The sequence below is a fragment of the Undibacterium sp. Rencai35W genome (assembly GCF_049340185.1).
GTDB lineage: Bacteria > Pseudomonadota > Gammaproteobacteria > Burkholderiales > Burkholderiaceae_D > Undibacterium.
In genome coordinates, this window is sequence record NZ_JBMPPC010000004.1 from 251228 (window position 1) to 275028 (window position 23801).

General features: G+C 44.2%; 18 protein-coding genes and 2 pseudogenes. 10 read left to right on the forward strand and 10 right to left on the reverse strand.

Annotated features, from left to right (window positions below; all coding sequences use genetic code 11):
• The first annotated feature begins 1 nt into the window (after position 1).
• The 6 genes and pseudogenes from ACO0K3_RS10680 (at position 2) to ACO0K3_RS10705 (ending at position 7058) form a co-directional block, all read left to right on the forward strand.
• Positions 2-1453, forward strand: a complete 1452-nt coding sequence (locus tag ACO0K3_RS10680; protein ID WP_422984418.1) for a M20/M25/M40 family metallo-hydrolase — start codon at positions 2-4, stop codon at positions 1451-1453.
• 378 nt (positions 1454-1831) lie between these two features.
• Positions 1832-2065: pseudogene (locus ACO0K3_RS10685) on the forward strand (magnesium chelatase domain-containing protein); the annotation flags it as partial.
• 66 nt (positions 2066-2131) lie between these two features.
• Positions 2132-3967, forward strand: coding sequence for a hypothetical protein (locus ACO0K3_RS10690; protein WP_422984420.1), 1836 nt, complete (start codon positions 2132-2134; stop codon positions 3965-3967).
• A 32-nt stretch (positions 3968-3999) separates the two neighbouring features.
• Positions 4000-4083, forward strand: coding sequence for a DUF6471 domain-containing protein (locus tag ACO0K3_RS10695; RefSeq protein WP_422984829.1), 84 nt, complete (start codon positions 4000-4002; stop codon positions 4081-4083).
• A 184-nt stretch (positions 4084-4267) separates the two neighbouring features.
• A complete protein-coding gene (locus ACO0K3_RS10700; protein WP_422984422.1) occupies positions 4268-6124 on the forward strand; it encodes an HsdM family class I SAM-dependent methyltransferase in 1857 nt (618 codons plus the stop codon).
• Entirely contained in the window at positions 6117-7058 is a 942-nt protein-coding gene (locus ACO0K3_RS10705) for a restriction endonuclease subunit S (RefSeq protein WP_422984424.1), read from the forward strand. The genes ACO0K3_RS10700 and ACO0K3_RS10705 overlap by 8 nt, the downstream gene beginning before the upstream one ends.
• 200 nt (positions 7059-7258) lie before the next feature.
• On the opposite strand, the gene ACO0K3_RS10710 is transcribed toward ACO0K3_RS10705, so the two are convergent.
• The 4 genes from ACO0K3_RS10710 to ACO0K3_RS10725 all read right to left on the reverse strand — a co-directional run bounded on the left by ACO0K3_RS10710 (position 7259) and on the right by ACO0K3_RS10725 (position 12186).
• On the reverse strand, positions 7259-8038 hold the full coding sequence (locus ACO0K3_RS10710; protein WP_422984426.1) for a hypothetical protein: 780 nt from the start codon (positions 8036-8038) through the stop codon (positions 7259-7261).
• A 710-nt stretch (positions 8039-8748) separates the two neighbouring features.
• Complete coding sequence (locus tag ACO0K3_RS10715; protein ID WP_422984428.1) at positions 8749-10005, reverse strand: nucleotidyltransferase domain-containing protein; 1257 nt, start codon at positions 10003-10005, stop codon at positions 8749-8751.
• Positions 10006-10768: 763 nt separating this feature from the next.
• Complete coding sequence (locus ACO0K3_RS10720; protein ID WP_422984430.1) at positions 10769-11257, reverse strand: helix-turn-helix domain-containing protein; 489 nt, start codon at positions 11255-11257, stop codon at positions 10769-10771.
• Positions 11258-11598: 341 nt separating this feature from the next.
• Positions 11599-12186, reverse strand: a complete 588-nt coding sequence (locus ACO0K3_RS10725; RefSeq protein WP_422984432.1) for a phospholipase D family protein — start codon at positions 12184-12186, stop codon at positions 11599-11601.
• A gap of 121 nt (positions 12187-12307) precedes the next feature.
• On the opposite strand from ACO0K3_RS10725, the gene ACO0K3_RS10730 reads away from it, so the two are divergent.
• The gene (locus tag ACO0K3_RS10730) at positions 12308-13087 is read left to right on the forward strand and encodes an SMODS domain-containing nucleotidyltransferase (RefSeq protein ID WP_422984434.1); all 780 of its coding nucleotides are present in this window, start codon (positions 12308-12310) and stop codon (positions 13085-13087) included.
• A gap of 40 nt (positions 13088-13127) precedes the next feature.
• On the opposite strand, the gene ACO0K3_RS10735 is transcribed toward ACO0K3_RS10730, so the two are convergent.
• Genes ACO0K3_RS10735 through ACO0K3_RS10755 form a run of 5 tightly spaced genes read right to left on the reverse strand, consistent with a single transcriptional unit; the run spans position 13128 to position 18654 of the window.
• Positions 13128-14306, reverse strand: coding sequence for a TniQ family protein (locus ACO0K3_RS10735; RefSeq protein ID WP_422984436.1), 1179 nt, complete (start codon positions 14304-14306; stop codon positions 13128-13130).
• Positions 14307-15173 (reverse strand): TniB family NTP-binding protein, encoded by an 867-nt coding sequence (locus ACO0K3_RS10740; RefSeq protein WP_422984438.1) that lies wholly within the window; start codon positions 15171-15173, stop codon positions 14307-14309.
• Positions 15174-15181: 8 nt separating this feature from the next.
• A complete protein-coding gene (locus ACO0K3_RS10745) occupies positions 15182-17041 on the reverse strand; it encodes a Mu transposase C-terminal domain-containing protein (protein ID WP_422984440.1) in 1860 nt (619 codons plus the stop codon).
• 6 nt (positions 17042-17047) lie between these two features.
• A complete protein-coding gene (locus tag ACO0K3_RS10750; protein WP_422984442.1) occupies positions 17048-17758 on the reverse strand; it encodes a Tn7 transposase TnsA N-terminal domain-containing protein in 711 nt (236 codons plus the stop codon).
• On the reverse strand, positions 17752-18654 hold the full coding sequence (locus ACO0K3_RS10755) for a hypothetical protein (RefSeq protein WP_422984444.1): 903 nt from the start codon (positions 18652-18654) through the stop codon (positions 17752-17754). The genes ACO0K3_RS10750 and ACO0K3_RS10755 overlap by 7 nt, the downstream gene beginning before the upstream one ends.
• Before the next feature lie 107 nt (positions 18655-18761).
• Between ACO0K3_RS10755 and ACO0K3_RS10760 the strand changes: the two are divergent.
• Both ACO0K3_RS10760 and ACO0K3_RS10765 read left to right on the forward strand, forming a co-directional pair.
• Positions 18762-20051, forward strand: a pseudogene (locus ACO0K3_RS10760) (YifB family Mg chelatase-like AAA ATPase); the annotation flags it as partial.
• Between the two features lie 98 nt (positions 20052-20149).
• Positions 20150-20860: a DUF2076 domain-containing protein gene (locus ACO0K3_RS10765; protein WP_422984446.1), complete on the forward strand. Its 711-nt coding sequence runs from the start codon at positions 20150-20152 to the stop codon at positions 20858-20860.
• Between the two features lie 27 nt (positions 20861-20887).
• Here the strand turns inward: ACO0K3_RS10765 and ACO0K3_RS10770 are convergent, their stop codons facing one another.
• Entirely contained in the window at positions 20888-22006 is a 1119-nt protein-coding gene (locus ACO0K3_RS10770; protein WP_422984448.1) for a serine hydrolase domain-containing protein, read from the reverse strand.
• 183 nt (positions 22007-22189) lie between these two features.
• On the opposite strand from ACO0K3_RS10770, the gene ACO0K3_RS10775 reads away from it, so the two are divergent.
• On the forward strand, positions 22190-23764 hold the full coding sequence (locus tag ACO0K3_RS10775; protein ID WP_422984450.1) for a DUF1800 domain-containing protein: 1575 nt from the start codon (positions 22190-22192) through the stop codon (positions 23762-23764).
• Positions 23765-23801 lie beyond the last annotated feature (37 nt).

Here is a 23801-nt window from a genome sequence, read left to right on the forward strand (position 1 = left end):
TATGCGTAGTATTTTTATTCCCGCTATTTTTCTTTTAACGACCAGCCTGGCACAAGCACAAGATACTACTGCCAAACGTATCGTCGATCTTGGCAAAGCCGATCCACAAGTCATGACCTGGCTTGATGTGATGAGCAATCGTTTTGGTGGACGCATGACGGGTAGTGACGCCTATACTCATACGGCGCTGTGGGCCAAAACGCAATTGGGAGCTTGGGGGCTTGCATCTGAATTGGAAGAAGCAGGTACCATGCCTTTGGGATTCAACCGTGGTCCCTCATCGGGCCGTATGCTGCTTCCTTTGGAGAAGCCATTGCGTTTTACTACTCCAGCCTATTCTTCAGGAACAAAAGGAGTCCAAAGTGGCACTGTAGTTATCGGACCGCACACGTTGGCTGAGGCAAAGGCGCGTAAGAATGAATTTAAAAATGCCTGGGTCTTGATAGAAGGAGAAAGTACAGGGGAGGGACGCGACGGCAATGGTGTGGATCAACCAAAACCGATTACGCTGCTGCTCATCGAGGCTGGCGCATTAGGCACAATACAATCCGCCGAAGAACCTTTATTCTCGGCTACCGCAACACCCACACACTGGGAAAATTTGCCGAACCTGCCCGATATAAAATTAGCCGAAGATCAGTATCTGGAAATAAAAAATCACATCAAAGAGAACTTAAGTACAAACAAAGAAGTGCGCTTGGAATTCGATATTCGCAACTGGTTTTACCCTGGGCCGGTGCCTTACCATAATGTACTGGCCAAAATTAAAGGGAGTGAGAGACCGGAAGAAATAGTGATTTTGGGTGCGCATCTGGATAGTTTCGATGGCGGTACCGGTGCAGCTGATAATGGCGCAGGTTTTAGTAGCATGATGGAAGCGATGCGTCTATTAGCAAAGTCAGGTGTCAGACCGCGCCGCACTATTTTGATGATAGGTTTCGCCGGAGAAGAACTGGGCTGCAAAGGTGCATATGCTTTTGCACAGCGTCATGCTGGCGAACTTGATAAGGTCGTCATGATGCTCAACCGTGATACCAAACCAGGTGCAATTACCGGCATCACCGTTCCAACGAAATGGCAGAGCGTGTTTGATCGTGTGACAAACGATTTAGAGAATGCGCACCCAGTGTTTGAATTTCAAGCAACGTTCAATGATATTCCCCGTGATACAGCAAAGGCATTTAGTGGCCGGGCCAGCAGTGATGACGCTGTGTTTACCTTGAACGGCGTACCCACTCCCAAACTGATTAATGCCAGTGATTTTGACTATGCCAAGGTACATCACACGGTGCTAGACACGTATGAACAAGTACGACCATTTAGAACTGCACAACAATACTCTGCAATTACCTTAGCCATCATTGCTTATGAGGTAGCGAATGCGCCCGAAGAGATCAGCCGTCAAGGATATTACTTACCAACAACTGCTGCGCCGGCGCAAATCTCTCGATAGCAGAGATATAACTCATGCGGGATTCCAGGTGGTCGTCTTGCTCAGCCGCATGAGAATTGCTTATCAAGCTATCAAGCAGCTCTAATTTTTATATTCGTACTTCAGCACAAAGAGGGAGCAAATAGGCACTACCACTTTCTACTGCATTTACAGATGCCATGTGTCCGCACGATTTTTACGTGTGTCGCATTAATATGACCGACTCCAAAATTTTTTGTCTTAAGAGCTACGTCTCACAACAAAACTTCCGACAGACTATAAAAAATTTTTGCTAGGTTCAACCTCGTTGCCTCAAATTTTTTGCATAGCAACCGTCTTTGACGTTTCAGCCCTGAGTCTGTTATTGTTGTCGTTAACAATCAATTAACAACAATAAACATGAGCTTAGCCGTCCTGAAAAGTCGCGCCCTGACAGGCATGGAAGCGCCGGAAGTTACCGTCGAAGTGCACTTGGCAAACGGTTTACCTGCCTTCACAATTGTTGGACTTCCAGAAACAGAGGTCAAAGAATCCAAGGACAGAGTAAGAGCGGCACTGCAAAACGCGCGCTTCGATTTTCCCGCGAAAAGAATCACTGTCAACCTGGCTCCCGCAGACTTACCAAAAGTGTCAAGAACATTGATATCTGCGAACAGCTGAGGATATCTGCGAAATAGCAACGTTAAGTGAGAACGAGCTTTGGCTAAAACGCTACGCCGAACTTACTTAGATTTTAAGGGATTGTGCCAATTAACTTGGGTGGGACGGCTAGTCAGCGTCCCTGGTCCCAAGGAAAATATTGTCGTTCGAGCCTACTTTACAGAGATTCTAACTTCGTCTCAAAACAATACGAAGCCCAAAAGATTTGGTGAAGCATTTTGGAAAGATGTTCCCATTGGCGATATCTTAGATATGCCAATAGGAACACTGTTTTTTCAAGGCGTGCCCGTCAAACAATATGAAGACGAGGCATTTTCTTTACGTAAAGGCATGCTTGCGCTTAATTTCACTGACGACAATGTGAAAATTATTGATCGATGGACATGTGTTGATTCTACGGATGATTCATCACCAGCAGAAAAGCTCTTACTTCCTCGTGCGCCTAGTTCCCTACCAAATGATTCAAATTATCGAGGCACGCTCTTGTACATTGGTGCGTATGGAGATCCGTTTGCATACGCAATACCTAGCTACGAGGTATTTCGCTTCTTTTACGCCGTTTCAAGCAGGATGTCTGACGTATTTCTTGATTCAAGATTTCTAGAATGGGGACGTTTTGTTTGGAATCCAGAACGGTCTTCAATAGATTTTGAGCGTAAGGAAGCCCTCCTATGGCTTAGGCAATGGATGCTCGATCAAGATGCATGGTTCATCGCCTCTATTGCTTTCGATCCAATTTCAGTTAAACGCGGAATGGATCTCTATCGATCAATTGCTGTAGATCAGAACCGAATATTACGTGCGGTACCACCAATGCACGATTGGGTAAATATCAAGGCTAAATGGGTGTCAATCAAAAATGGGTTAGGGACTACAACCAAAGTCATCCTTCAAATTCTCAGCACCGATTGGCACCCGCCGTTCAACAAACTTCGTTTTGATCGAGATAACGATGGACGAAAGGGTAGCAATGAAGATGGTAATACGAAGGATCCACTCAATAGGCCAGCCGCTCCTTTTACTAAACCTAATCCACATGAAGATGAGAATGAGTTTATAGATCTCACAGATTTGCCATCAAATCCGGGATTTACGTCAGAGATCATTTCAATGGAAGAGATTAACGACAGATTTGAGTGGTTAATCTCTGCAGAAGTAGACAAGCTCCCTCAACTCGAAACTCAGTTTGAGGGAGAGAAATACCAGGCGCTATTACATGATCGTTGGACTGGCCTGTTATCGACAATGGATGGAACCAGTTCTGCGTCAGCGATTCAATCAGTCATCCTTACAACTGAGGATTTGGAGCTATTGTCCAATACTGAATTTGAAGACGACGAACTACATGAATCAGATGAGCCCATTCATACGCCAAATAACGATCTACTAACAATTGCTCAAGGCCTGGTAAATATCAGAGATAAAACAAATGCCAATGTCGAATTTATGTCATTGTGGGGGCCGCCCATCCTCATAGAAACGTTTGAGCTTTATAGGCTTCCAAGAAAAATCAGGCATGAAACATTCAGTTGGCTATATAAAGCCAAATCTAAAAAAGCTCGTTTAGCACTGGCCGCTAAAATAACTCGCCCTAACGACAGTCCGCAAGGATTCGAAACACGCTTTATACTAGACTTTGAACCAAATCCAAAGAATTCTAATATCGTAGTCGTGTGGACAGAATCATCAAGAGAATTGACTGCTTACGATTTGCGTCGCTTGATCCGTGGATTTGCGCAAGCACGTTCAGTGATGAAGGATCAGAGTTGTATTAGTGATTTGCAAATGGGATACCGAAAACATACTATACCGCCCGGTTCCTTAAGAAACGGTATTGATTTTCTTGATCGCATTTTCTCTACAGAGGTAGACTGAAATCAACGCAATTCGATTGGCCCTGTATTTTCATCAGCCGGAGAAAATTTTCCGCTGTATTTTTTGTTCAATGCCTTGATGCCTTGGGGTGCCGTACAATCCACTTTAATGATTAGTTCTTTAACGATCTGCACTCAAATAAAATCGAGTAAACGTGAAATAAAACTTGAAAAATGAAAATACCAAACAATAATTTGAAAGCCAAGCCAAGCCAAGCCAAGCCAAGCCAAGCCAAGCCAAGCCAAGCCAAGCCAAGCCAAGCCAAGCGAACGAATAACTGAAAATCTTGTTCGTGATAAGTTGCGGAGTCATGAATACTACGGCCAAGATAATGGCATTACGGTAGAAGAACAGAAATCTGAAATTGCAAAAATTAAAAGCTTGCTGTCAAAAGCTAGTAAGAATGGAAAAGGCAACTCAGGCTACCCTGAGTTCATTATCTCAAACAAAAAAGATGTAAATTTTCTTATTGTTTTCGAGTGCAAACCAGATGTGAAAAAGCATGAAAGTCTTGGCCGCAATAAGGCTATGGAATTCGCTGTTGATGGCGTTCTACATTACGCCAAGCATTTAGCTAAGCATTACACGGTTGTGGCCATCGCGGTCAGCGGCGCAACAAAAAGCTCACTAAAAATTTCGAATTTTTTATATCCAGCCGGTGCTGCCGAGCCTAAAGATTTAGTGAATGAGTCCGGCTCCGTAGTAAAGGAGCTGATTCCATTTGAGGATTACTATCGCTTGTCATCGTTTGATCCAGATGTAGCGAAGAAACGTCATGCTGACCTGCTTTCGTTCTCTCGTGAGCTGCACGAATTAATTTGGACAAAAGCAAAGGTATCAGAAGAAGACAAGCCCCTGCTTGTAAGTGGTACTTTGATTGCGCTGATGAATTCGGCTTTTGGAAAAACCTTCACAGCACTGCCCGCGGATGATTTGCAGGAATCATGGCTTGGAGCGATCAAAAAGGAGCTAGACAAGTCCAATATTCCGCAAGGAAAAAAAGATACGATGATTCAGCCGTACTCCACGATTGCAGTACACCCAAACTTAGCCAAGCCAGATACCCGGCTAGCGAAAGAATATCCCGACGGAGTTTTCAAGGAGATAATCTCAAGAATTAACGACAACGTTTGGCCGTACATCAACATCTATCACGACTTTGATGTTGTAGGTCAGTTTTACGGTGAATTTTTAAAATACACCGCTGGCGACAAAAAAGCCTTGGGAATAGTGCTTACACCGCGTCATATCGCTGAGTTGTTTTCGTTGCTAACCAATGTTGGCCCTAAAGACGTAGTTTTGGATATTTGTGCTGGGACTTGCGGCTTTCTCATTTCGGCGATGCAGCACATGCTGAAACAAGCAGTTACCGATGCAGAGCGCATGGATATTAAGCAAAATAGGCTTATAGGTATTGAAAACAATCCAAAGATGTTTGCGCTAGCGGCCAGCAATATGATTTTACGCGGTGATGGCAAAGCCAATTTACATCAAAGTAGCTGCTTTGATGACGACATAATTGCCGCCGTCAAAAAATCAAAACCTACTATCGGTATGCTCAATCCACCTTATGCGCAATCCAAAAGTGACGCCGAATTGCACGAGCTGTATTTTGTAAAACAAATGCTAGATTGCTTGAAGCGTGGCGGCACTGGAATTGCGATCGTGCCGATGTCTTGCGCTATTTCACCCAGTCCTGCGCGTGAAGAACTGATGAAACATCACACCCTTGAGGCTGTTATGTCTATGCCAGGAGAATTATTTTATCCAGTTGGTACAGTCACTTGCATCATGGTTTGGACATCTGCTATTCCACATAAACAGTCAGGAAAAAAAACTTGGTTTGGATATTGGAAAGATGACGGTTTTATCAAGACAAAAAATAAAGGTCGCATTGACCAGTATGAGAAATGGCCTGCAGTTCGTGACCGTTGGGTTGAAATGTTTCGCAATCGTGAAATTCACGCTGGTGAGAGTGTAATGCAGCACGTCACGCACAGTGACGAGTGGTGTGCGGAAGCATATATGGAGACAGATTATTCGATGCTCGCACAATCTGATTTTGAGACGGTTGTACGTAACTACGCCATGTTTAAGCTATTGGGAGCGCCGCCTAATGTCGGCAGTGATGATGTAGAGGACTCGGCAGATGATTAAGCTTTCTGACCTGTTCGATGTGCATTACGGTGTAAATTTGGAACTAAATCGGCTAACGCCAATGGCGAACGGTATTAACTTTGTATCCAGGACTGCAAAAAATAACGGAATTTCAGCTACCGTGGCCCCCATAGATGGATTAAACCCTATCCCTTCTGGCGCACTTACGGTGGCAGGAGGCGGATCAGTATTGGAAACTTTTCTACAGCCGGAACCTTTTTATTCAGGCCGAGATTTATATTATCTGGTTCCCAAGTTTGAAATGAGTACTATCCAAAAATTATATTACTGCGCATGCATACGTGCCAACAAGTACAGGTATAACTACGGGCGTCAAGCTAACCGAACTCTACGGGATATTATGCTGCCAGAGATTCAAGACATTCCAGCTTGGGTTAAAGCGACTGACATAAGTCTCTACGAAGGGGCTGCACGGCCTTGTATAACAACGACTCCAGCGCAATTGACCACTTTGGATTGGAAGCCTTTTGAGTTGCAGCAGCTATTCAAAATCAAGAAGGGAAAGAGACTCACTAAAGCTGATATGTTGCCTGGTACAACGCCTTACATCGGTTCAACGGACTCACAAAATGGTATCACTGCCTTTGTTGGGCAAGCAGCGATTCATCGAGGAAAGACAATATCAGTTGCGTACAATGGGTCTGTTGCAGAGGCTTTTTACCAAACAACGAACTTCTGGGCTACCGACGACGTGAACGTTTTGTACCCATTATTTAAAATATCTCCAGAAATTGGACTATTTCTTTGTGCATTGATTCGGTTTGAAAAGTTCCGATTTAACTATGGTCGTAAATGGCACTTGGAGCGCATGAAAGCTTCTGTGATTCGGCTACCTGTAACGAAGGCAGGCAAACCAGATTGGAAATTTATGGAAGGTTACATAAAAACACTTCCATATAGCTCAAGTATTTAAGTGTAGTGACAGTCGTGCAATTGGCGACCGTTACCTTACTCATTGGCTTTTATGTTTATGTGGTTACTACATAATTCCGCTAATATGCACCAAAAAATGGAGATAAGTCGCGACGCTCCATTGGAAAAATGGGCTGCGATACAACCTTAAATAAAAATCTTGTTAAGATTCAATAGCACCATTCCTTAGCGACTAATTTACTATATAAGCCCTTGTTTTACGCGCTCCCATTCAGCAGTAAGGGTGGGATTTAATTGTTCAAAAAAATCTTTTGACTGCAAAATACTGCATAACGTTTTCCCCGTTTCGTACCTACCGAATGCATCCAACGCATACACCTGAAGTCTGTCGGCTTTTGGTTGAGACTGAATAAGCTGATATGTACTCTGATATATGTTCTCGGCTCTATTCCTGAGCCATTCCAGTCGCAACCATTTTGAAAAAATAACTTCACTGAACAACACTTGAGCGCTCGCTACTAACCAATCACCAGGTGTTTCGCGCCACAGGATAACAACTAAGAATAGAAAAAAATAGACTGCAACTTTGATCCTTTCCCGCGCCACCATTTTTCTCAATATTGATTTACTAAAAAACGAATTTTCAAGCACACAAAGACTTAACCGTTTGTATGGGTCAGTTTCATCGTTGTTATAGTAACCTTGCGTTCGCTCATACGTTAGTTCAACACCAAACACATTTGAAAGAAATTCACTGCGGCGAGCATCCTCTGCCCTCGGAAAAAAATATAATCGCGTTACTATTCCTGTTAAAAAAAATCCCACAACAATAAGCACGAAAGCTATCTGTAACCACTGATATAGAGTGGGATGGGTTACCTTCTCCACCACTAATATTACGATCGATAATATAGCGCCCGCATAAAATGCCCAATCAGAAAAATCATCCGCAATTTCAAGCGGTCGGTAATAATTTTCTCGAATAGGATCTTGACGACCTGTAGGGTTATTTTTGCTCATAAGTCCTGATTGTTGTAGTTATCTATAAGAAGTAAATTTATCGTCAAATCCCAATCGCAATTTTTCGTCTGATATTGCTAGCGTATCTGCGAAAACAAGATTGTCGAGTTTTGTCGATGGCAGTGTCTAATCGTTTTTAAATTCTTGAAATATGAATGTCATCATACTTTGACCTCTTCCATTATGATGGAACGGCCAAGTAGTCGACCATCGCCACCAAAGCGCCTAGATATTGTCTTCTGACAGATTTCTAGATAGTCGATCTGAACTTTTTCGCTTTGGTAGCGGATGCGCACCGCCACCCGCCCAGTTATTTGAGTGAAGCCAATTCTCGAAATACCCGAGCCATTCTGCTGTCCAAGGCAAATATGTCTCAGCTAAACTCATCCAAGGCTTCCATTCTCCCTGGCGCGGCAACCACAAACATAATTTAGTACCGTTACCAGGGTACGGATAAATATGAGGTAAAGGTCGACCACCCGCGAGAAGCACCAAATCTGGCTTCAAGACAATTAATTCTGGCGTTCGCGCATCAGGCTTTACACGCAACATACATTCATATGTACGACCATATGCGCTTGGTGAAATACTGAATCTATAAATTAGTTCTCGGCCAGATCGAACAGTCGCAGATGCACCTGGTATTTGTAGTGCGTTTAATTCCCACGCCCGTTGAGCGAGCGTAGGGTTACGTGAGCCAGAATGGCGCATCATTGCTGACCAAAAAACGTATGCGATTTAGCTTTCACACTTACGGGCATGGCACCCGCAGTAAAGATAGCAACCCGACCAGCCTTTCTTTGCTTATCAAGACGATTCAATTCGTCTTGCTCCACAGCTTTGGCCGCCCGTTCTCCAAAAACGGTCGTTATTTTTTCGAGCAACATATCCATACCAAGACGCTGCTCGATGGTATTTAGTATTTCTCGCAAATCATTTAGAAGTTTTGTATGCCACCACAAAAATGCTTTTTGGCGAATCGCAGTATTCATCCCGCTAGCTAGGTTGTCATTTAATGCAGAAGGGTTAGAAAGTATCCATTCTTCTGAGCCATCAGGGGAAACAACTCGTTTAAAATAATTCGGCATTCCTTCGACAATGTCTAAGAGCAGATCAAGTGGACTATGGTGTGGCAAAGGCGCGTTTTCAGTGTAGCCAATAGCAGCCAATGAAGTGACAAAGATCGAAGTTGGAGAAATATCCTGCCCGGTTTTCTCTCCACTAAACGTTAAATTTCGATGGAGCTTTAATAACTGAACAAGTCTACTTAACAGACGATTAAAAACTTCCTCTTGATTTGATAATGGAATTACTTCTGCTCTTATACTATCAAAAGCTTTCGCAAAAGATTCCATTGCAATATATTGGGGAGATATAGAAGCAGCTCGATCAAAATATTTAGCGTAACCTCGCGGATTAGTTGAATTATAGTTTTGTAATTTGCGGTCGGGTATCCGACCGTGAGTTTCACCGAAAGGCACCGAAAATAGTGGATCATCAATGATTGGCGCTATATCAGCGCACATTCCGCCTGCATACTCCAAAGTGACACAGCGCTCCCAGCGACGGATTCCTAAACCATGTGCATCAGCATAGCGGCTAAGGACATCGCCTAAATTTTTGAGCAATAACGATGCCCCGTTTTCACCACCATATTTCCTCATAGCATCATTGCTTAATCGTGCTACCAGATCAATATCAAAACCCTCTCTTGTATCGTCCATTGGGCGAATTATGGTGCCCAACTGGCGAGATCCATGAGGATGAATATGTTGAATGAGCGTTACAAACTCGGGACATTCCGACAAATAATCACCTGTGCTGCGGTATGATGATTCAAGTGCGTTTAACTGGGTTTGGGTAGGCTCGTTGTGACTTGCAATGGCGTCAATAAGATAGAAAAAGCGTGCGGAAGATTCAAGAGAAACTGGCACTCGGTTCGCTAAGGATGGAAGATCTCGCTTCATTGGAAACTCTCCTTCCAAATTAAGCTAGTTCTCTTGTTAATAATTTTTGAGCGAATACTCTGAACACAACGAGAAATCAGAGCCCAAGCTTTGGGTGATTTCATCGACTCAAGTTGCTTATTCCACGAACGCGGAACGGTAGATAACTTATATTTATGACATGAACATCTATTCAATTTCCATTGATGCTTCGGCATAAGGTTCTCCTTATAAAGCCGTAGCAAAGCTCATCACATGAGTAAAAATAGCAGAAAAAAATTTAACAAATATTATTTGACGTTACAAAAAACATAGTCAATATTAATTAAATTACTTTACTGATGAATTTCCACATCATATAATTTACCTCGCAGTTAATAAAGTAAGTGCTAGCATGCTTCCGCCAAGAATGTTGCTTGCGCTTAAAGATTGTTTGAAATGAGAACCGGCGTGCCATTTGGCATGACCGGTTTTTCTTTTTATCACGACATTATTCTAGCACTGTCGTACGTTGAGTGCTAATAATAACACAAATATTTTTAATCCCCCCTAAAAATACCCTCCAGAATGCGTTAGAACAGCCTTACAGGCGTAAGTAATAAAAAGGCGTAGGGGGTAGACCCCAATATTAGCAGCAGCTCAAACTGGCGAATAATCATTTCCAATCCGAAAGAAATAATTCAATCGTTAGTTTTTTCTAAAAAATAATCTCTTAAATATTAAAGAAGATTAAAAAACACTGCTAATTCAATCAGTTAAATATACTAATTCAAAAATAATACCTTCAGATATCCTCCATTTTTTTATTAGCTAGCCCACCTCGACGCGTTGCCTGACGTTTTATTTCTTTTGCCTTTTCAACATCAGGCGCTATTTTCTTTAACCGTTCGACCAGACCTGACAAATCATATTCATTGCTAATCTTCCCTAGATGCGCTGCTCGCCTTTCAATTCGCTTAACTAATCCTGCTTGCTCTAAATCCGCAATATGACGCTGGATTTGACGAGTACTTAAACCAAGTCGTTCTTTTAGTGCTTCTTTACTTGGATATGGTTTGCGATCGTTGTCCCACCAAAAATCAGCAAGCTGTAAAAGAACCGCTAATTGAGTAGGACTAAGACCCAAACGTTGCTGTGCCTGGAGCAACATCGAAGGTATTATGCAAAATCCCAACTTCATTACTTGCTTTCCCCATTTTCTGTCAGAAATATGTTCCGCTGCCCTAGTGGATCGAATTGGCGCAACCTGTGCTGTACTGGATGTTTTTGCCATACTTATCTCCTAAACGATAAGCGACACTGTATAGCAGTTAAACGAGAGATGATACAGATGGCCACTAGACATATTTATCTATTGCCTGACGTCATTTACGTCTATTAGGTATAGGACGCCGATGTCCTATAAAATAGATACATTGCTAATACGATGAATATAAAGGCATACCAACTATGACAATCTAGTAGAGGGTCTTGATGTCTAGTGGGGGGGCAGCAACGCCTGATCAGGTGCAGAAACGAAAATTAGAATCACCGTGAACGTTAAAGATATTTGGCAATTAGCTCAAATGCGTCGTGTCCAAAAGAAATCATTTTTAGGAAAAAGCGAATTGATAATTAAAAGTTCGACCTGACGTCAGTTCCCTGATCAAACCGACTTTGCCAATGATTTAAATATGTTGTAGCTAAAGTTGGATTATTCCAAATTACCAATACGTTTTCGCTATTTGATTTTGTTGCGGCTTGACTGTAATTAAAACTTCCAGTTTGTACGTGCCGATCGTCAACCACAATATATTTATCGTGGTGAATCGCAAACTTAGAAATTGTTCTTGTTGGGATACCTGCTTCTACTAAAAGATTTAGCGCCGTAGTACTTGTCTTTGAACGATTACCTTTTTCATCGACAATAACTTGAACGTCAACACCTCTTTTTTTTGCGTTCAGCAAGGCTCGAACAATTGCAGGAGACGTGAACGTATACGCCGCCAAACGCAAACTCATATTTGATGTGGAGATTATTTTGATCACTAGCGCTTCGCCATTTGGGCCAGGAGAGAACGCACTTTCAATAAGCGGCTCCGAAGGTGGTGCGTAAAACGTTGGGCTAGACGAAGTCGTGAATCCCTCTGAGGATTTTCGTTGTCCGACTCCCGAAAACGCAACGTTTGAAACCAATAAACTAATAAGAACAAGGTATTTCATTGAGCTCCACTGGTATTGCTATCAATAACGATCTTCAACAACTTAAGTTGGTGTTCTTTATTGCATCTAATATTTGTTGATTGTATCGGTTTCCCGAAGCCAGAATAAAAAGGAAAAAGTAATGTCTGTAATAAGTTACCTCGAGGAGCAGGCGAAAAAAGCTGTTATGAGCCAGTCCGAAGATAATTCCATCCAAACATCAATATTGACTCTAAAAAAACGATTGCATCTGCACTTCGGTGATATACGCGAGTACATTCAGTTTGGCTCTTCAACTCGCGGGACAATACTTCCAAGGTCAATGGATGAACACTCTGATATCGACTTAATGGTTGTGTTCAACGATAGCAATGTATCGTCACAAACCTACCTTGATCGGCTTAGAAAATTCGTCGAGAAGTACTACAAAAAATCCGAAGTACGTCAATCTCATCCAACAATTTTATTAGAGTTAAACCACATAAGATTTGAACTAGTACCCGCAAGATATAGTTTTTGGTGGGGATACGAGATACCTAATATTGACGGCAATTGGCAATCTACTGATCCGGTAAGATTCAACAAAAAGTTAACGGAAAAAAATAAAAATAACGACAATTTGATCAAACCAACAATCCGGTTAATAAAATATTGGAATGCACGTAATGGGTATGTTTTCAATTCATACTCTTTGGAAAAAAACATTGTCGAAATGAATTACCTTTGGATCCAAAAAAACCAACGGGACTACCTTTATAGAGTATTTGATAAATTAGATACAGACTTTGACACCAAATGGCGTAAAAATAAAATGGATCGCGCTAAGAAAATTATCGAGCAAGTGAAATTTTTTGAACGAACTAGCTCTATGATCCAGGCAGAAAAAGAAATAAGAAAGCTAATTCCAGATCAACCAGCCTAAACTTTAATGTGTTCTTTAACAATCACAGCCGTCATATAAATCATTTAGTTGTGAACTGACTTGCATATCGATTTAACGTCTTTTTATTCAGCCAAGACACCCCAAGAATTTTCGCTAACTCACCCTTTTTTAGCTCCCCCTTCGTACGCAAAAGATAATCAGCAGCAGAGTCAATTTCGCCGTTAGAAGGCGCGTAATAACGCCGATGCAAATACAAATACGTTGGCTCCCAAAGCCAGAATGGCACATCAGCGATGTTATATTTAGCTTGATCAAATAGATATGAACTACTGAATTTTTGTTGTTTGCAAAGGCCGATGAATCGATGAGGCCAGTCTTCGAATAACCATCCAAGCGTTTGCATTATTTCGGAGCGCAAAGAAATCGGTAAGGACTCCATTCGACGTTTTTTTGTTGGTTCATTTATGAGATTCGTCAGTTTTCCTAACTCCAAAAATCCAATACGCAAACGATCTGTTTTACGTCTATCTAGTAATATATTTACAATCATTAGTAGGCCTCGAAAGAAAAGCAATGCATCTATCGGCTTCCCGGATATATTTACCCATCCATAAGCAAGAGTCCTTTCTAATAACCATTGGAAATTAAGAAGAATATTGTCTTGAACCGAAATTCCTACTGATCGAATAGTTCGATCTTTCCTACATCTTTGGCAATGCGTAATTGGATGTCCGGACTCCATATAGTTTTTAGATTTATCCCATCGATCAATTGAAACAGGCGCATCACAATGAGGGCAGCAACAAATTAACTGTTTCTTATGGACTAGACATGTTGTAACGAATGCCAAACGCCATGTCCTGCGAAAATATGGTGTGATATCTTGTCTGAGGCAATCTGGGCAAAAAGAAAGTCCGCGATCACGGTTAACTCGGTTACGATTCCCCAAAAAAGTAATCCAGGAAGTAAAGCTCTGTTTTGGGAGATCATAAAAAAGTGTACCAATTAGTGGCTGAAAAGTAGTATTCACTACTTGCTCATAAGATGCTCCAGTGCATATCTGAAGAGTTTTTAGAATCTCATGGCGTGCGAATAAATCTACGTCACCTGACATCACTTGGGCCCCACGTCCCCATGACCGAAAACAAAAACTTTCTAGTTTTAATCCTTGAGCCCAAGCTAATCGCACAATCCACGAGGAAAGAATTTCATCCTCTAGCGGTTTTGGTCTGACAAACCATAAGCTGTCCTGTTCCATTTAACCCGGATATCTAGTTCTTGTTGATGGTTTGCGCCATCCTATTTTTTTCAAATTACTGTCCCTAATTGCGTCAAAAGTGATCCTTTCAATTCCCGAACGGATCGCTTGCTCAGCTAGTAAGCGAATCAGCCGCATAACCTCACCAATCGTTCCCTCTGACTCATCTAGTATTTTTGCAGCCATGTTATCCGAAGCTAATCCCGATGGATAAGCGAGTCCCAATACTTTTTCAATACTTGCTAATAGACGCAGAAACTCCTCACCTTTGCGCCACTTCGGTAAAAATACCGGCTCGAACCTATTTGCAATTTGCTGATCGGTTTGAAGCGCATTTAATCCATCTGGTGTTCCAGAAACGACAATAGGTATTTCTAGCTCGTTTCCCAGATATTTAAGGCCATTCAGAAATTTTCTTTGCCTAATCGGAGTACCAGCTAATGCATGCTGAAATTCATCCAACATGATCATTTTAGTTTGTAAGTCCTGGAGAATTTTTTGCAAGCGACGTAATTTAGCGTCAGCTGGTTCTCGAGGTGAGCCATACGCTTGCAGTCGTTCTAGTAATGCGCCGTAAAGACGCGTTTCATCGGGATCAGGTGGAGTCTGAATCATCAAAACTGGTAAGCTAACTATATCAATTGTCGGATCTGGATTTGGTGCATGTCGCCTCAAAAAATTTTTTAACAGCATCGTCTTGCCGTTATTTGTTTCGCCAATAATCGCTAAATTTGGCATCCGGTGTTTGGCAGGGTGTACCAACAATTGTTCAAGTGTATTCCGAATTTCAATAGCTCTTCCATACCCTATCCATGTTGACTCATGAAGGCTGCGAATACGTAACTCAAGAGGCAAATTCTGCTTCATCGATAACCTTAATAACGTTCGATTTCATCATATGGCTCGATGTTGGCAGGTGCCTCTTGAACCGGAGACGATTCCACCAATACAGACTCGTCATATTTCGATTCCTCACGAAATTTTTCGTGATGTTTTCTTCGAGTTTGTGCAAGGCGTGTCTTACGGGTTGTAGTCTTTGATAGTTCCTCAATACGGCGCATTTCGTCATACGCTCGAAAGATTTGAACTTCATCCACATTTCTTTTGCCCTGCTCCGCCAAGTAACGTAAGGTAGCTCGCAACTCCCAAAGGCTCATAGGAGGGCGATTAGTGTCCCGATACGGAATTCTGAAATGTTTTTCGGCATCAGGATCGTAGAATAATAAAAAACTAATATCTCTTGGGTCACGACGAAAGAGAAACTTACGCTTAACTTTTTTACTGCTTTGATCGGCGGCACCTACCCACCGGCGAAGCACATCGGCGTAATAATGAATACCATCAATAGACACTCCATAGTGCTGAATTGTCCGTTCAATGATAGGGAGAAAACTAATACGCAGTGATTCTTCGTCTGTCACCAGAGCGATTTGCCCGCTACCAATCTCGGTATCCGAACCAAGTAACCCTTCGGTATATCGCTGCAATGGAGATTTCTTGAGGGCACCATGTTCTTTATAGTGATACGCGCCTGCGATCAAGGTTGCTAACCATTTCTCGAATTCATTTAATGTCATGGCAGCGTTCTTTTGAGAGTCATAAATCATGCGCTGATCGTGATCGGCAAACGTTGCTCCTGGTAGCGCGTGTATCTCGGTCGCTAAAGTACCCATTAGCCGTTCAATGTGGCCACCATAATTAGGTGTTTTCAGTTTCCTAAAAATCAAATTGATCCCGAGGTTGTTACAGGCCTTGCTTAAAGTTTCACCTCTAAATTCTTTCGCATTGTCCACGTGTATAACCCTCGGCTTTCCCATACATGGATAGCTAACATCTAATCCCAGTCTCGTCAAAAAACTGGCCTTCGGCAAAATGGCATTCGCTATACAAATACCAGTGCCGAGAGTTCCGGGCGGATCAAATGAAACGTAATAACCGGCGATCATTCGACTAAATACATCAATCGCAACAGTAATCCAAGGACGACCAATTGCAACTCTATGTTCTTCGTCAACCAACATAACGTCTAGAAATGTATGATCTATTTGTATAACGGAATATGGGCAATCAACATTTGGCACAGTACCCTCGCTCAACCGAAATCGCTGTGCAGCTTTCGCGCCACTCCGTTTGGTCGCGGCGAATCCTTGGTCAAGCTTATCAATGCGGGCACGAAAGGTGTTATACGAAGGAACAACAATATTATCTGCACGACAGAGCCTACTGAGTTCGCGATATGCGTTACGTATAGATCTCCGCTGAGTATTTAACCAAAAATCGGTAAGAACCTGACCGATAAGTTTTTCTGCATCGACTGAAATTTTTGCAGCGCCAATATCAGATCTACGTTTTCGCAACAGATTAGAGACGAGTTCACCCTGTTTAAAGTCAGCCATCCATCTATAAACCGTAGAGCGATTGACCTGTGCCTGGGCCGCTACGAGATCAATATCTCTTACTGAATGTGTATCAAGTTCAACGAGCCGGCTTATAGCTAAATATTTTTCATACGCGATATTAAATTCATCTTCGTCAATTGAATCCAAATTTCTCGGGGGATTTAATCGTGTTTTGTTTATTGGCTGAAGAGAGGACAATTCAACGATCTCATCTTCGTTAGTAACGAGATTTCGAATTACCACTTTGGTGGGTGTTTCGAGACGCTTTACTATGCACCGGGTTCCTTTCAGAGTTTCGACCAGAACGCCTGGAGATATTTGAACAATTTGCGTCATACCAAGTCACCGTATAGGAATAGATTTTTCAGTATCGATAGTCCAAATTGAGCTAGCCATTGTCAAACGTTTGGTTAAGTCTGCACGAATTAATCCGGCATTCATGAGCCACCATATCCAAGGTATGTAAAGAATTTTTTTCTCGTCACTATCGGATAATTCGTCTAACAGGTTTTTGGGGGTCGTCGTTTTCATTCGCAATAATGCTTGTCTTATCTCTATTTGCATTTCATGCTCGCGCGGGGACGCGTTGATATATCGCATGGTTTTATATGCCAGTAAGAAACGTGCGTTTTCTAATAATGTGGTCTGTATGTGCCGTTCAGTAACGATTTTAAAGCGAATTCCGATTGGTCGAAGCGCCGCAATTGCAGCTTGATATTTGGGTTTCAGAATAATCCAATCCCGTCTCAAATTAGCTAATGGCTTAACTTCAAAAACAGTAGGCATTAAATTTTTATCATGGCCGCGGGCTAGAGAGTGATATGCAACCAGAACATCTGGCGTATATGTACGAAACACACCAGCTGCGTCCATCCAATTGACCGTAAATGGTTGTGTAACGTATTTTTCAACACGGGAATCCCACTCCAATAGCGTGAGTAAGTCATGCTCAAGCATTGACTCAGCTTGCGAAGGTGTGGGATTTTTCTCTGACGCAAAGGACGACTTAATCCCAAAATTGGAAGCCGTTATTTCACGAACGGGCATTAGCATTTTGCCCCCCTCCAAAAAACTCTGGAGAGAGACATCATTTTTTGTATGGATGCTGATAATTTTTGGGCGCATTTCTTTTCAGATGACGATTTGTATTTTGAACACTTACATTCAAAAAATGAAAGAAATACTTCAAATCTTTTGAATGTGTATGATACGATTAATTTATTGCCAAAAACCAACTTATTGGAGTATGTATGGCGCTTTATAAATGTATTGACTGTGGCAAAGGACTTAGCGAAACTGCCATTAGTTGTGGCGGTTGCAATTCTATTGATCCTTTCGGGCGGCAACGTGCGAAAAATAAGTTGAGTTTCTATTTTGGAATTTTCGTCCTTATACTTGGTGCATGTCTCTTCTTTGCATTCAAATCCGACTTTTTGACTATCCCAATGTTTAGAGATTTCATTTCTAAACAATAATTCGATCTTTGTTAAATCTTGGTCTACTCCACGCCTCGTGGCATAGAACCATTTTCGGGAAGTTATGCCTGGTACCTGAAATACATAGGTCAAATCAAAATTTGGGTCAAAATGTGCCGTCATTTCCCAAAAGTAATTTAATACGGGGCAGTCGGAATAAAAGTCATTTACAAGAATTCTCGATAGTGCCGCCGCAATATTCACTCGGCACTTAAACGCAACGTACGGTGATGATTTTATAAATCCCCATCCGTGACCTTCGCAACTTCCAGTAGTCCAAATTGTTGCGGGACAATTCATCGCATCAACCAATCCCGCAATACGTCTATCAATTACTAATAGCGATTTGGCTTCGAGATAGGATCTCGGCTTTCCTTTAAAATATTTTTCCTGATTAATACCCAGCGGCGACTTCTTAACAAAGGACCGATAGTGCTTGGACAGAAGGAGAGATAACCATCTTGATATGTTCATTTACGATTCTTTCTATGAGACGTTATCGAAACCATTTGAATCTGCGTAAAAGCATTACTTTTGCAAATACAGTTGGTTGTTTTCTCGAATAACAATATTTTTCACAAAAAGAATCAGGACGATTTGACCTCCCTATCGCACTCGGTATTTTGGCGGCATCGGGACAAATCCCCGGAGACGCCTTAGATCAATATGAGTTTGCCGGTGAGTTGTCGCTATCAGGAGAGTTGCGCCCTATAAGAGGCGCTCTCGCCATGACATTTGCGATCTGCAAAAATACCCAGAGTCCGCGAGCTTTTATCCTGCCCCGGGCCAATGCAGATGAGGCAGCATTAGTCAGTGAGGCTACTATTTATCCGGCGGATACCCTGCTACAAGTCTGCGCGCATTTTGCAGGATTTGACGCCGATGCAAAGCTGCAGGCACACCGTGTCAGAGCACCGGCACTTCGCCCAGTTTACCCTGACTTTAGAGAAGTCAAAGGTCAGACACAAGCCAAACGAGCGCTGGAAGTTGCCGCAGCAGGCGGTCATAGTGTCATCATGGTGGGGCCTCCGGGCACGGGCAAATCCATGCTGGCTAGCCGCTTTCCGGGAATTTTGCCCGGTATGACGGATCAGGAGGCGCTAGAGTCGGCAGCGGTTCAATCGCTGACTAGCGGGTTTACGGTGAATAAATGGAAATTACGTCCTTTTCGCTCGCCGCACCACACTGCGTCCGGAGTGGCACTGGTTGGCGGCGGCGGAACGCCACGCCCTGGTGAAATTTCATTGGCACATCGAGGTGTCTTGTTCCTTGACGAATTGCCGGAGTTTGATCGCAAAGTTCTTGAAGTATTACGTGAACCTCTTGAATCCGGGCACATCACGATCTCCAGGGCAGCACGGCAAGCTGATTTTCCGGCTAAATTTCAACTCATTGCGGCAATGAATCCCTGTCCGTGCGGTTTTTTTGGACATTTGAATGGAAAGTGCCGCTGTACTCCGGACAATATCGCGCGCTATCAAGACAAAATCTCCGGCCCGCTGCTGGACCGGATTGATATGCAAATTCAAGTTGGTGCATTACCGCACCAAGACTTACTGAAACAGGCAGATGGCGAGACGACCGAAATCATTTATGCCCGTGTTGAAGCGGCATTTGAGCGCCAGCTTCAGCGTCAAGGTAAGAGTAATAATTACTTGTCCACCACCGAGATAGACCAATATTGCCAGCCAGATCAGGCGGCGGAGCAATTGCTGCGAAATGCCATGATCAAACTAAACTGGTCTGCACGCGCCTACCATCGCGTCCTCAAAGTAGCACGCACGATTGCGGATCTCGCTCTTGCCGAACAAATAGCGCAAGCGCATGTTGCAGAGGCGATCCAATACCGACGTGCTTTACGGGAACAATGAGATTTGGGCCGATTGCCGTCAAGTCATACTTATCACACTTGAATTGAGCACAAACGCAGCCAGATAGTGTGCATGATCGTCCATTCAAGGAGAACATCATGTCACCAAACGAAATTCAATTGCTGCAAACTTTTTTGGCACAATTAGTAGCGACGCAGGCTCAGGGCAAAGATACCCAGGCGCAGGCAATGATTACCGATGCAGTCAGCAAGCAGGCTGATGCCGCCTATCTGCTTGTGCAGCGTAGTCTGTTATTAGAACAGGCCGTGGCTAATGCGCAAAATCAAATCCGTCAATTACAAGCAGAAAACGCCAAATTAAAAAATGGCCGCACCAGTGGCTCCGGCAGTTTTTTACAGCCCGCTGCGAACGCATGGGGAAATAGCGTCAACAGTCCACCGCTGACTACCTCGGCAATACCAACATCGGTCACGGGTGCGCCACTCAATACTGCGGCGACCGCAGCCAATATGGCATCCCCGACTGTACAGAATATCGCACCTGCCAGCAGCTTTTTCGGTTCAAGTACCGGGAACATGCTGGGTACAGTTGCAGCGACGGCTGCCGGGGTCGCTGCGGGCGCGTTCTTGTTCCAGGGAATAGGAAATTTGCTCGGCAGTGGTCATCACTCGCCGGTCACCGATGGCGCAGCCAGCCTGAATCCGGCAGACAGCGGCCTGCTCCCGAGCTATTTTGACAGCGACCAGACGAGTGCACCGGCAAAGGCGGAAACCAGTGATATTGCCAGCGCTGCCGATACAGATAGTCTGGACGATTACGCAGATTCCAGCGACTTTGATGACGCTTAACTATCCAACAAACGCATCACTCAACAATTACTGGGCAGCCAGCAAGGCTGCTCGTAAGACGCCTGCCGCTGGCCCCTTGTTTGCCCAGGTCTGACTCAAATCCAGATCACCGTTTGTGCTGACCATCACCAGGTAGACTTCATTCTTGATATCGATCAGATTCAGCGTGCGCACCCCGCCGATCCAGCCCTGACGCTCAACGATCATAACGGGAGCCTGATCAGGTTTCGCGGCAAATGGATACGACCAGACACCGAGTGCAGCGCCATAATTATTTGGCCTCACCATCTCACTGCGGCTGGTAAGAGACATGAGTTTGCCTTGCGTAAAAGCCTGATCGAATGCCAGCAAGTCGCGCATGCTACCGAATGCCGCCCCGGCAGCACCATAGCTGGCAAAATTAATAGTAATCTCCGGCGCACCGCTCATCATGCCACGTACATGGCGCGGATTGTCATGATAAGTCGCTGTATACATTCCAGCGCTTGTCATCTGCGCTGGTGCAAAGATTTTTTCCTTCAATAAGCTTGCAAAACTAGCGCCACTCATTCTCTCCAGCAGAGCGCCTAAAACAATGTAGTCGCAATTGTTATAGTCAAACCCCGAACCTGGTGTACGCTGCAATGCTGCGGCGCAAATACCCTGTGCAGTTACCTGCATATCGCCGGAGGATTTACTACGTCGGGTGTAGAACTGAGGCACCTTATCCGGATTAGGTAAACCCGACATATGCATCATCAATTGCCGGATAGTGACCGCACGCGTCGCGATATTGGGAAAGTCCGGCCAGTATTTACCCAATGCCTGATCCAGATCGATTTTGCCCGCGTCAACCTGCTGCATCACCAGAACCGCCGTCAACTGTTTGGTGATGGAGGCAAAGCGAAAAATATCCTCTTTCGTCAGCCGTTGCTTGTTACCCGCATTCATCACGCTGTCACCAACCACAGCCTCTGCCAAAATCTTGTCTTTATGGGCAGCCAAAACTAAACCACGAAAGCCGTCGGCCTCGAGCTGGCTTACCGCTGCGGCAATACCTGGCTGTACTGCATCGGTCGCGATGTCCTTCGCAGCCACCGCATGTGACAAGCACATACCGATTAAACCCAGCATCCACCGGTGGAACATTCCTCGACTAAAAAACATGCATCACTCCTGACATAGTCATTGCTACAAATAGTCCTTACTACAAACACGCGTTACAGGCTGTTACCAAACTTTCAGATTTCTGCACAAGCGGTGATAACTTTTTTGGCAGTATTGCGTTGTATGCTAACACTAGCCATATTCTCTTGCGCATACCGCTATCGACCACACTCAAGGCTCACCATGATTTCCAAGCTCCCACAGACATTACGCTGGACTCTGCCGCTCAGTGCGGTACTGGTATTAGCAAGCTGTAGCAATCCACCGCGTCAGACTTCACAGGTTGTCACCCCGGCGGCACCTGTAAGTCATGCGCTGGAAGCAGCCCATGTTGACCCCGAAAAATTATTGAATCGCATCACCTGGGGCGCCAACTCCACCTCGTCGCAACAACTTCAGATATTGGGAATGGACCGTTATCTGGATCAGCAGCTACGCGGACAAACAACGCCCCTGCCCGCAGCAATCCAGGCACAAATTGACAGCATGACCATCGCTCAGCGCCCTCTGGATAAATTGATGATCGACATGGAAACACGTCGCATCACCGCCGAACAGCAAAAAGGAGTCGATGACACCTTACGCAAGGAATATCAGCAAGAGCTTACCCGACTGGCGCGCGAAGCTGCAACCCGCTCACTGCTTCGCGCGGTGTACTCGCCGAACCAACTGCAAGAACAAATGACCTGGTTCTGGATGAATCACTTCAATATCCATAATGCCAAGCACAATGTACGTGCCATGCTCGGTGATTTTGAAGAGCGAGCCATACGACCAAATGCGCTAGGAAATTTCCGGGATCTCTTGCGGGCAACGGTATTTCATCCGGCTATGCTGCGCTATCTCGATAATGAACATAACGCTGCCAACCGTATCAACGAAAACTACGCACGTGAGCTCATGGAGCTGCATACCATGGGCGTAGGCAGTGGCTATACGCAAGGCGATGTGCAGGAATTAGCAAGGGTACTAACCGGAGTAGGCGTCAACCAGAGCACGGATTCACCCCGCGTCAAGGCAGAGCTACAACGGCTCTACGTGCGTCAGGGAATCTTTGAATTCAACCCGAACCGCCACGACTTCGGCGACAAAACCATTCTAGGTAAAAACATACGCGGACGTGGTCTGGCAGAGGTCGATGAAATCATCAATACGTTGAGTCGCCAGCCTGCAACAGCACAATTCATCAGCCGCAAACTCGCTATTTATTTTGTCTCGGATATGCCATCAGACGGGCTGGTGAATCATATGGCACAGCGTTTTTTACAGAGCGATGGCAATATCCCGGCGGTGTTACGCAGCATGTTTGACTCTCCCGAATTTATCGCTTCGCTTGGCGGCAAATTTAAAGACCCTATGCACTACGTCATCTCGTCCGTGCGCCTGGCCTACGACGGCACAACGATTGTCAACGCAGCGCCGATGCTGAATTGGGTCAATATGTTGGGCGAGCAGCCCAACGGCCGCCAGACGCCTGACGGCTACTCGATGACTGAGAGCGCCTGGGCCAGTCCGGGTCAGATGACGGTACGTTTTGACGTCGCCAAGGCAATCGGTAATGGTAGCCCAGGACTATTTAAAATTGAAAATCAAACACCGCAAGAGCGACCGCCACAGCCGGCATTGGCAAACTCTGCTTACGTCAAAAACTGGGCAAAGAATTTTAGTCAGGGTACCCAACAGGCATTAACGCAGGCAAGTTCAGCGCAGGAATGGAATGCCTTCTTCCTCGCGGCACCGGAGATGATGCGGCGCTAAATGTAATCCAATGACATGCAGCCGCTCACGCAGATCC

Excerpts from the sequence above, each read along its gene's own strand:
- ACO0K3_RS10770 (WP_422984448.1), bottom strand. The coding sequence starts at position 22,006 with ATGTTTTTTAGTCGAGGAATGTTCCACCGGTGGATGCTGGGTTTAATC.
- ACO0K3_RS10750 (WP_422984442.1), bottom strand. The coding sequence starts at position 17,758 with ATGCTAATGCCCGTTCGTGAAATAACGGCTTCCAATTTTGGGATTAAG.
- ACO0K3_RS10765 (WP_422984446.1), top strand. The coding sequence starts at position 20,150 with ATGTCACCAAACGAAATTCAATTGCTGCAAACTTTTTTGGCACAATTA.
- ACO0K3_RS10740 (WP_422984438.1), bottom strand. The coding sequence starts at position 15,173 with ATGAAGCAGAATTTGCCTCTTGAGTTACGTATTCGCAGCCTTCATGAG.
- ACO0K3_RS10715 (WP_422984428.1), bottom strand. The coding sequence starts at position 10,005 with ATGAAGCGAGATCTTCCATCCTTAGCGAACCGAGTGCCAGTTTCTCTT.
- ACO0K3_RS10745 (WP_422984440.1), bottom strand. The coding sequence starts at position 17,041 with ATGACGCAAATTGTTCAAATATCTCCAGGCGTTCTGGTCGAAACTCTG.
- ACO0K3_RS10720 (WP_422984430.1), bottom strand. The coding sequence starts at position 11,257 with ATGGCAAAAACATCCAGTACAGCACAGGTTGCGCCAATTCGATCCACT.
- ACO0K3_RS10730 (WP_422984434.1), top strand. The coding sequence starts at position 12,308 with ATGTCTGTAATAAGTTACCTCGAGGAGCAGGCGAAAAAAGCTGTTATG.
- ACO0K3_RS10735 (WP_422984436.1), bottom strand. The coding sequence starts at position 14,306 with ATGGAACAGGACAGCTTATGGTTTGTCAGACCAAAACCGCTAGAGGAT.
- ACO0K3_RS10680 (WP_422984418.1), top strand. The coding sequence starts at position 2 with ATGCGTAGTATTTTTATTCCCGCTATTTTTCTTTTAACGACCAGCCTG.
- ACO0K3_RS10710 (WP_422984426.1), bottom strand. The coding sequence starts at position 8,038 with ATGAGCAAAAATAACCCTACAGGTCGTCAAGATCCTATTCGAGAAAAT.
- ACO0K3_RS10705 (WP_422984424.1), top strand. The coding sequence starts at position 6,117 with ATGATTAAGCTTTCTGACCTGTTCGATGTGCATTACGGTGTAAATTTG.
- ACO0K3_RS10755 (WP_422984444.1), bottom strand. The coding sequence starts at position 18,654 with ATGAACATATCAAGATGGTTATCTCTCCTTCTGTCCAAGCACTATCGG.
- ACO0K3_RS10725 (WP_422984432.1), bottom strand. The coding sequence starts at position 12,186 with ATGAAATACCTTGTTCTTATTAGTTTATTGGTTTCAAACGTTGCGTTT.
- ACO0K3_RS10775 (WP_422984450.1), top strand. The coding sequence starts at position 22,190 with ATGATTTCCAAGCTCCCACAGACATTACGCTGGACTCTGCCGCTCAGT.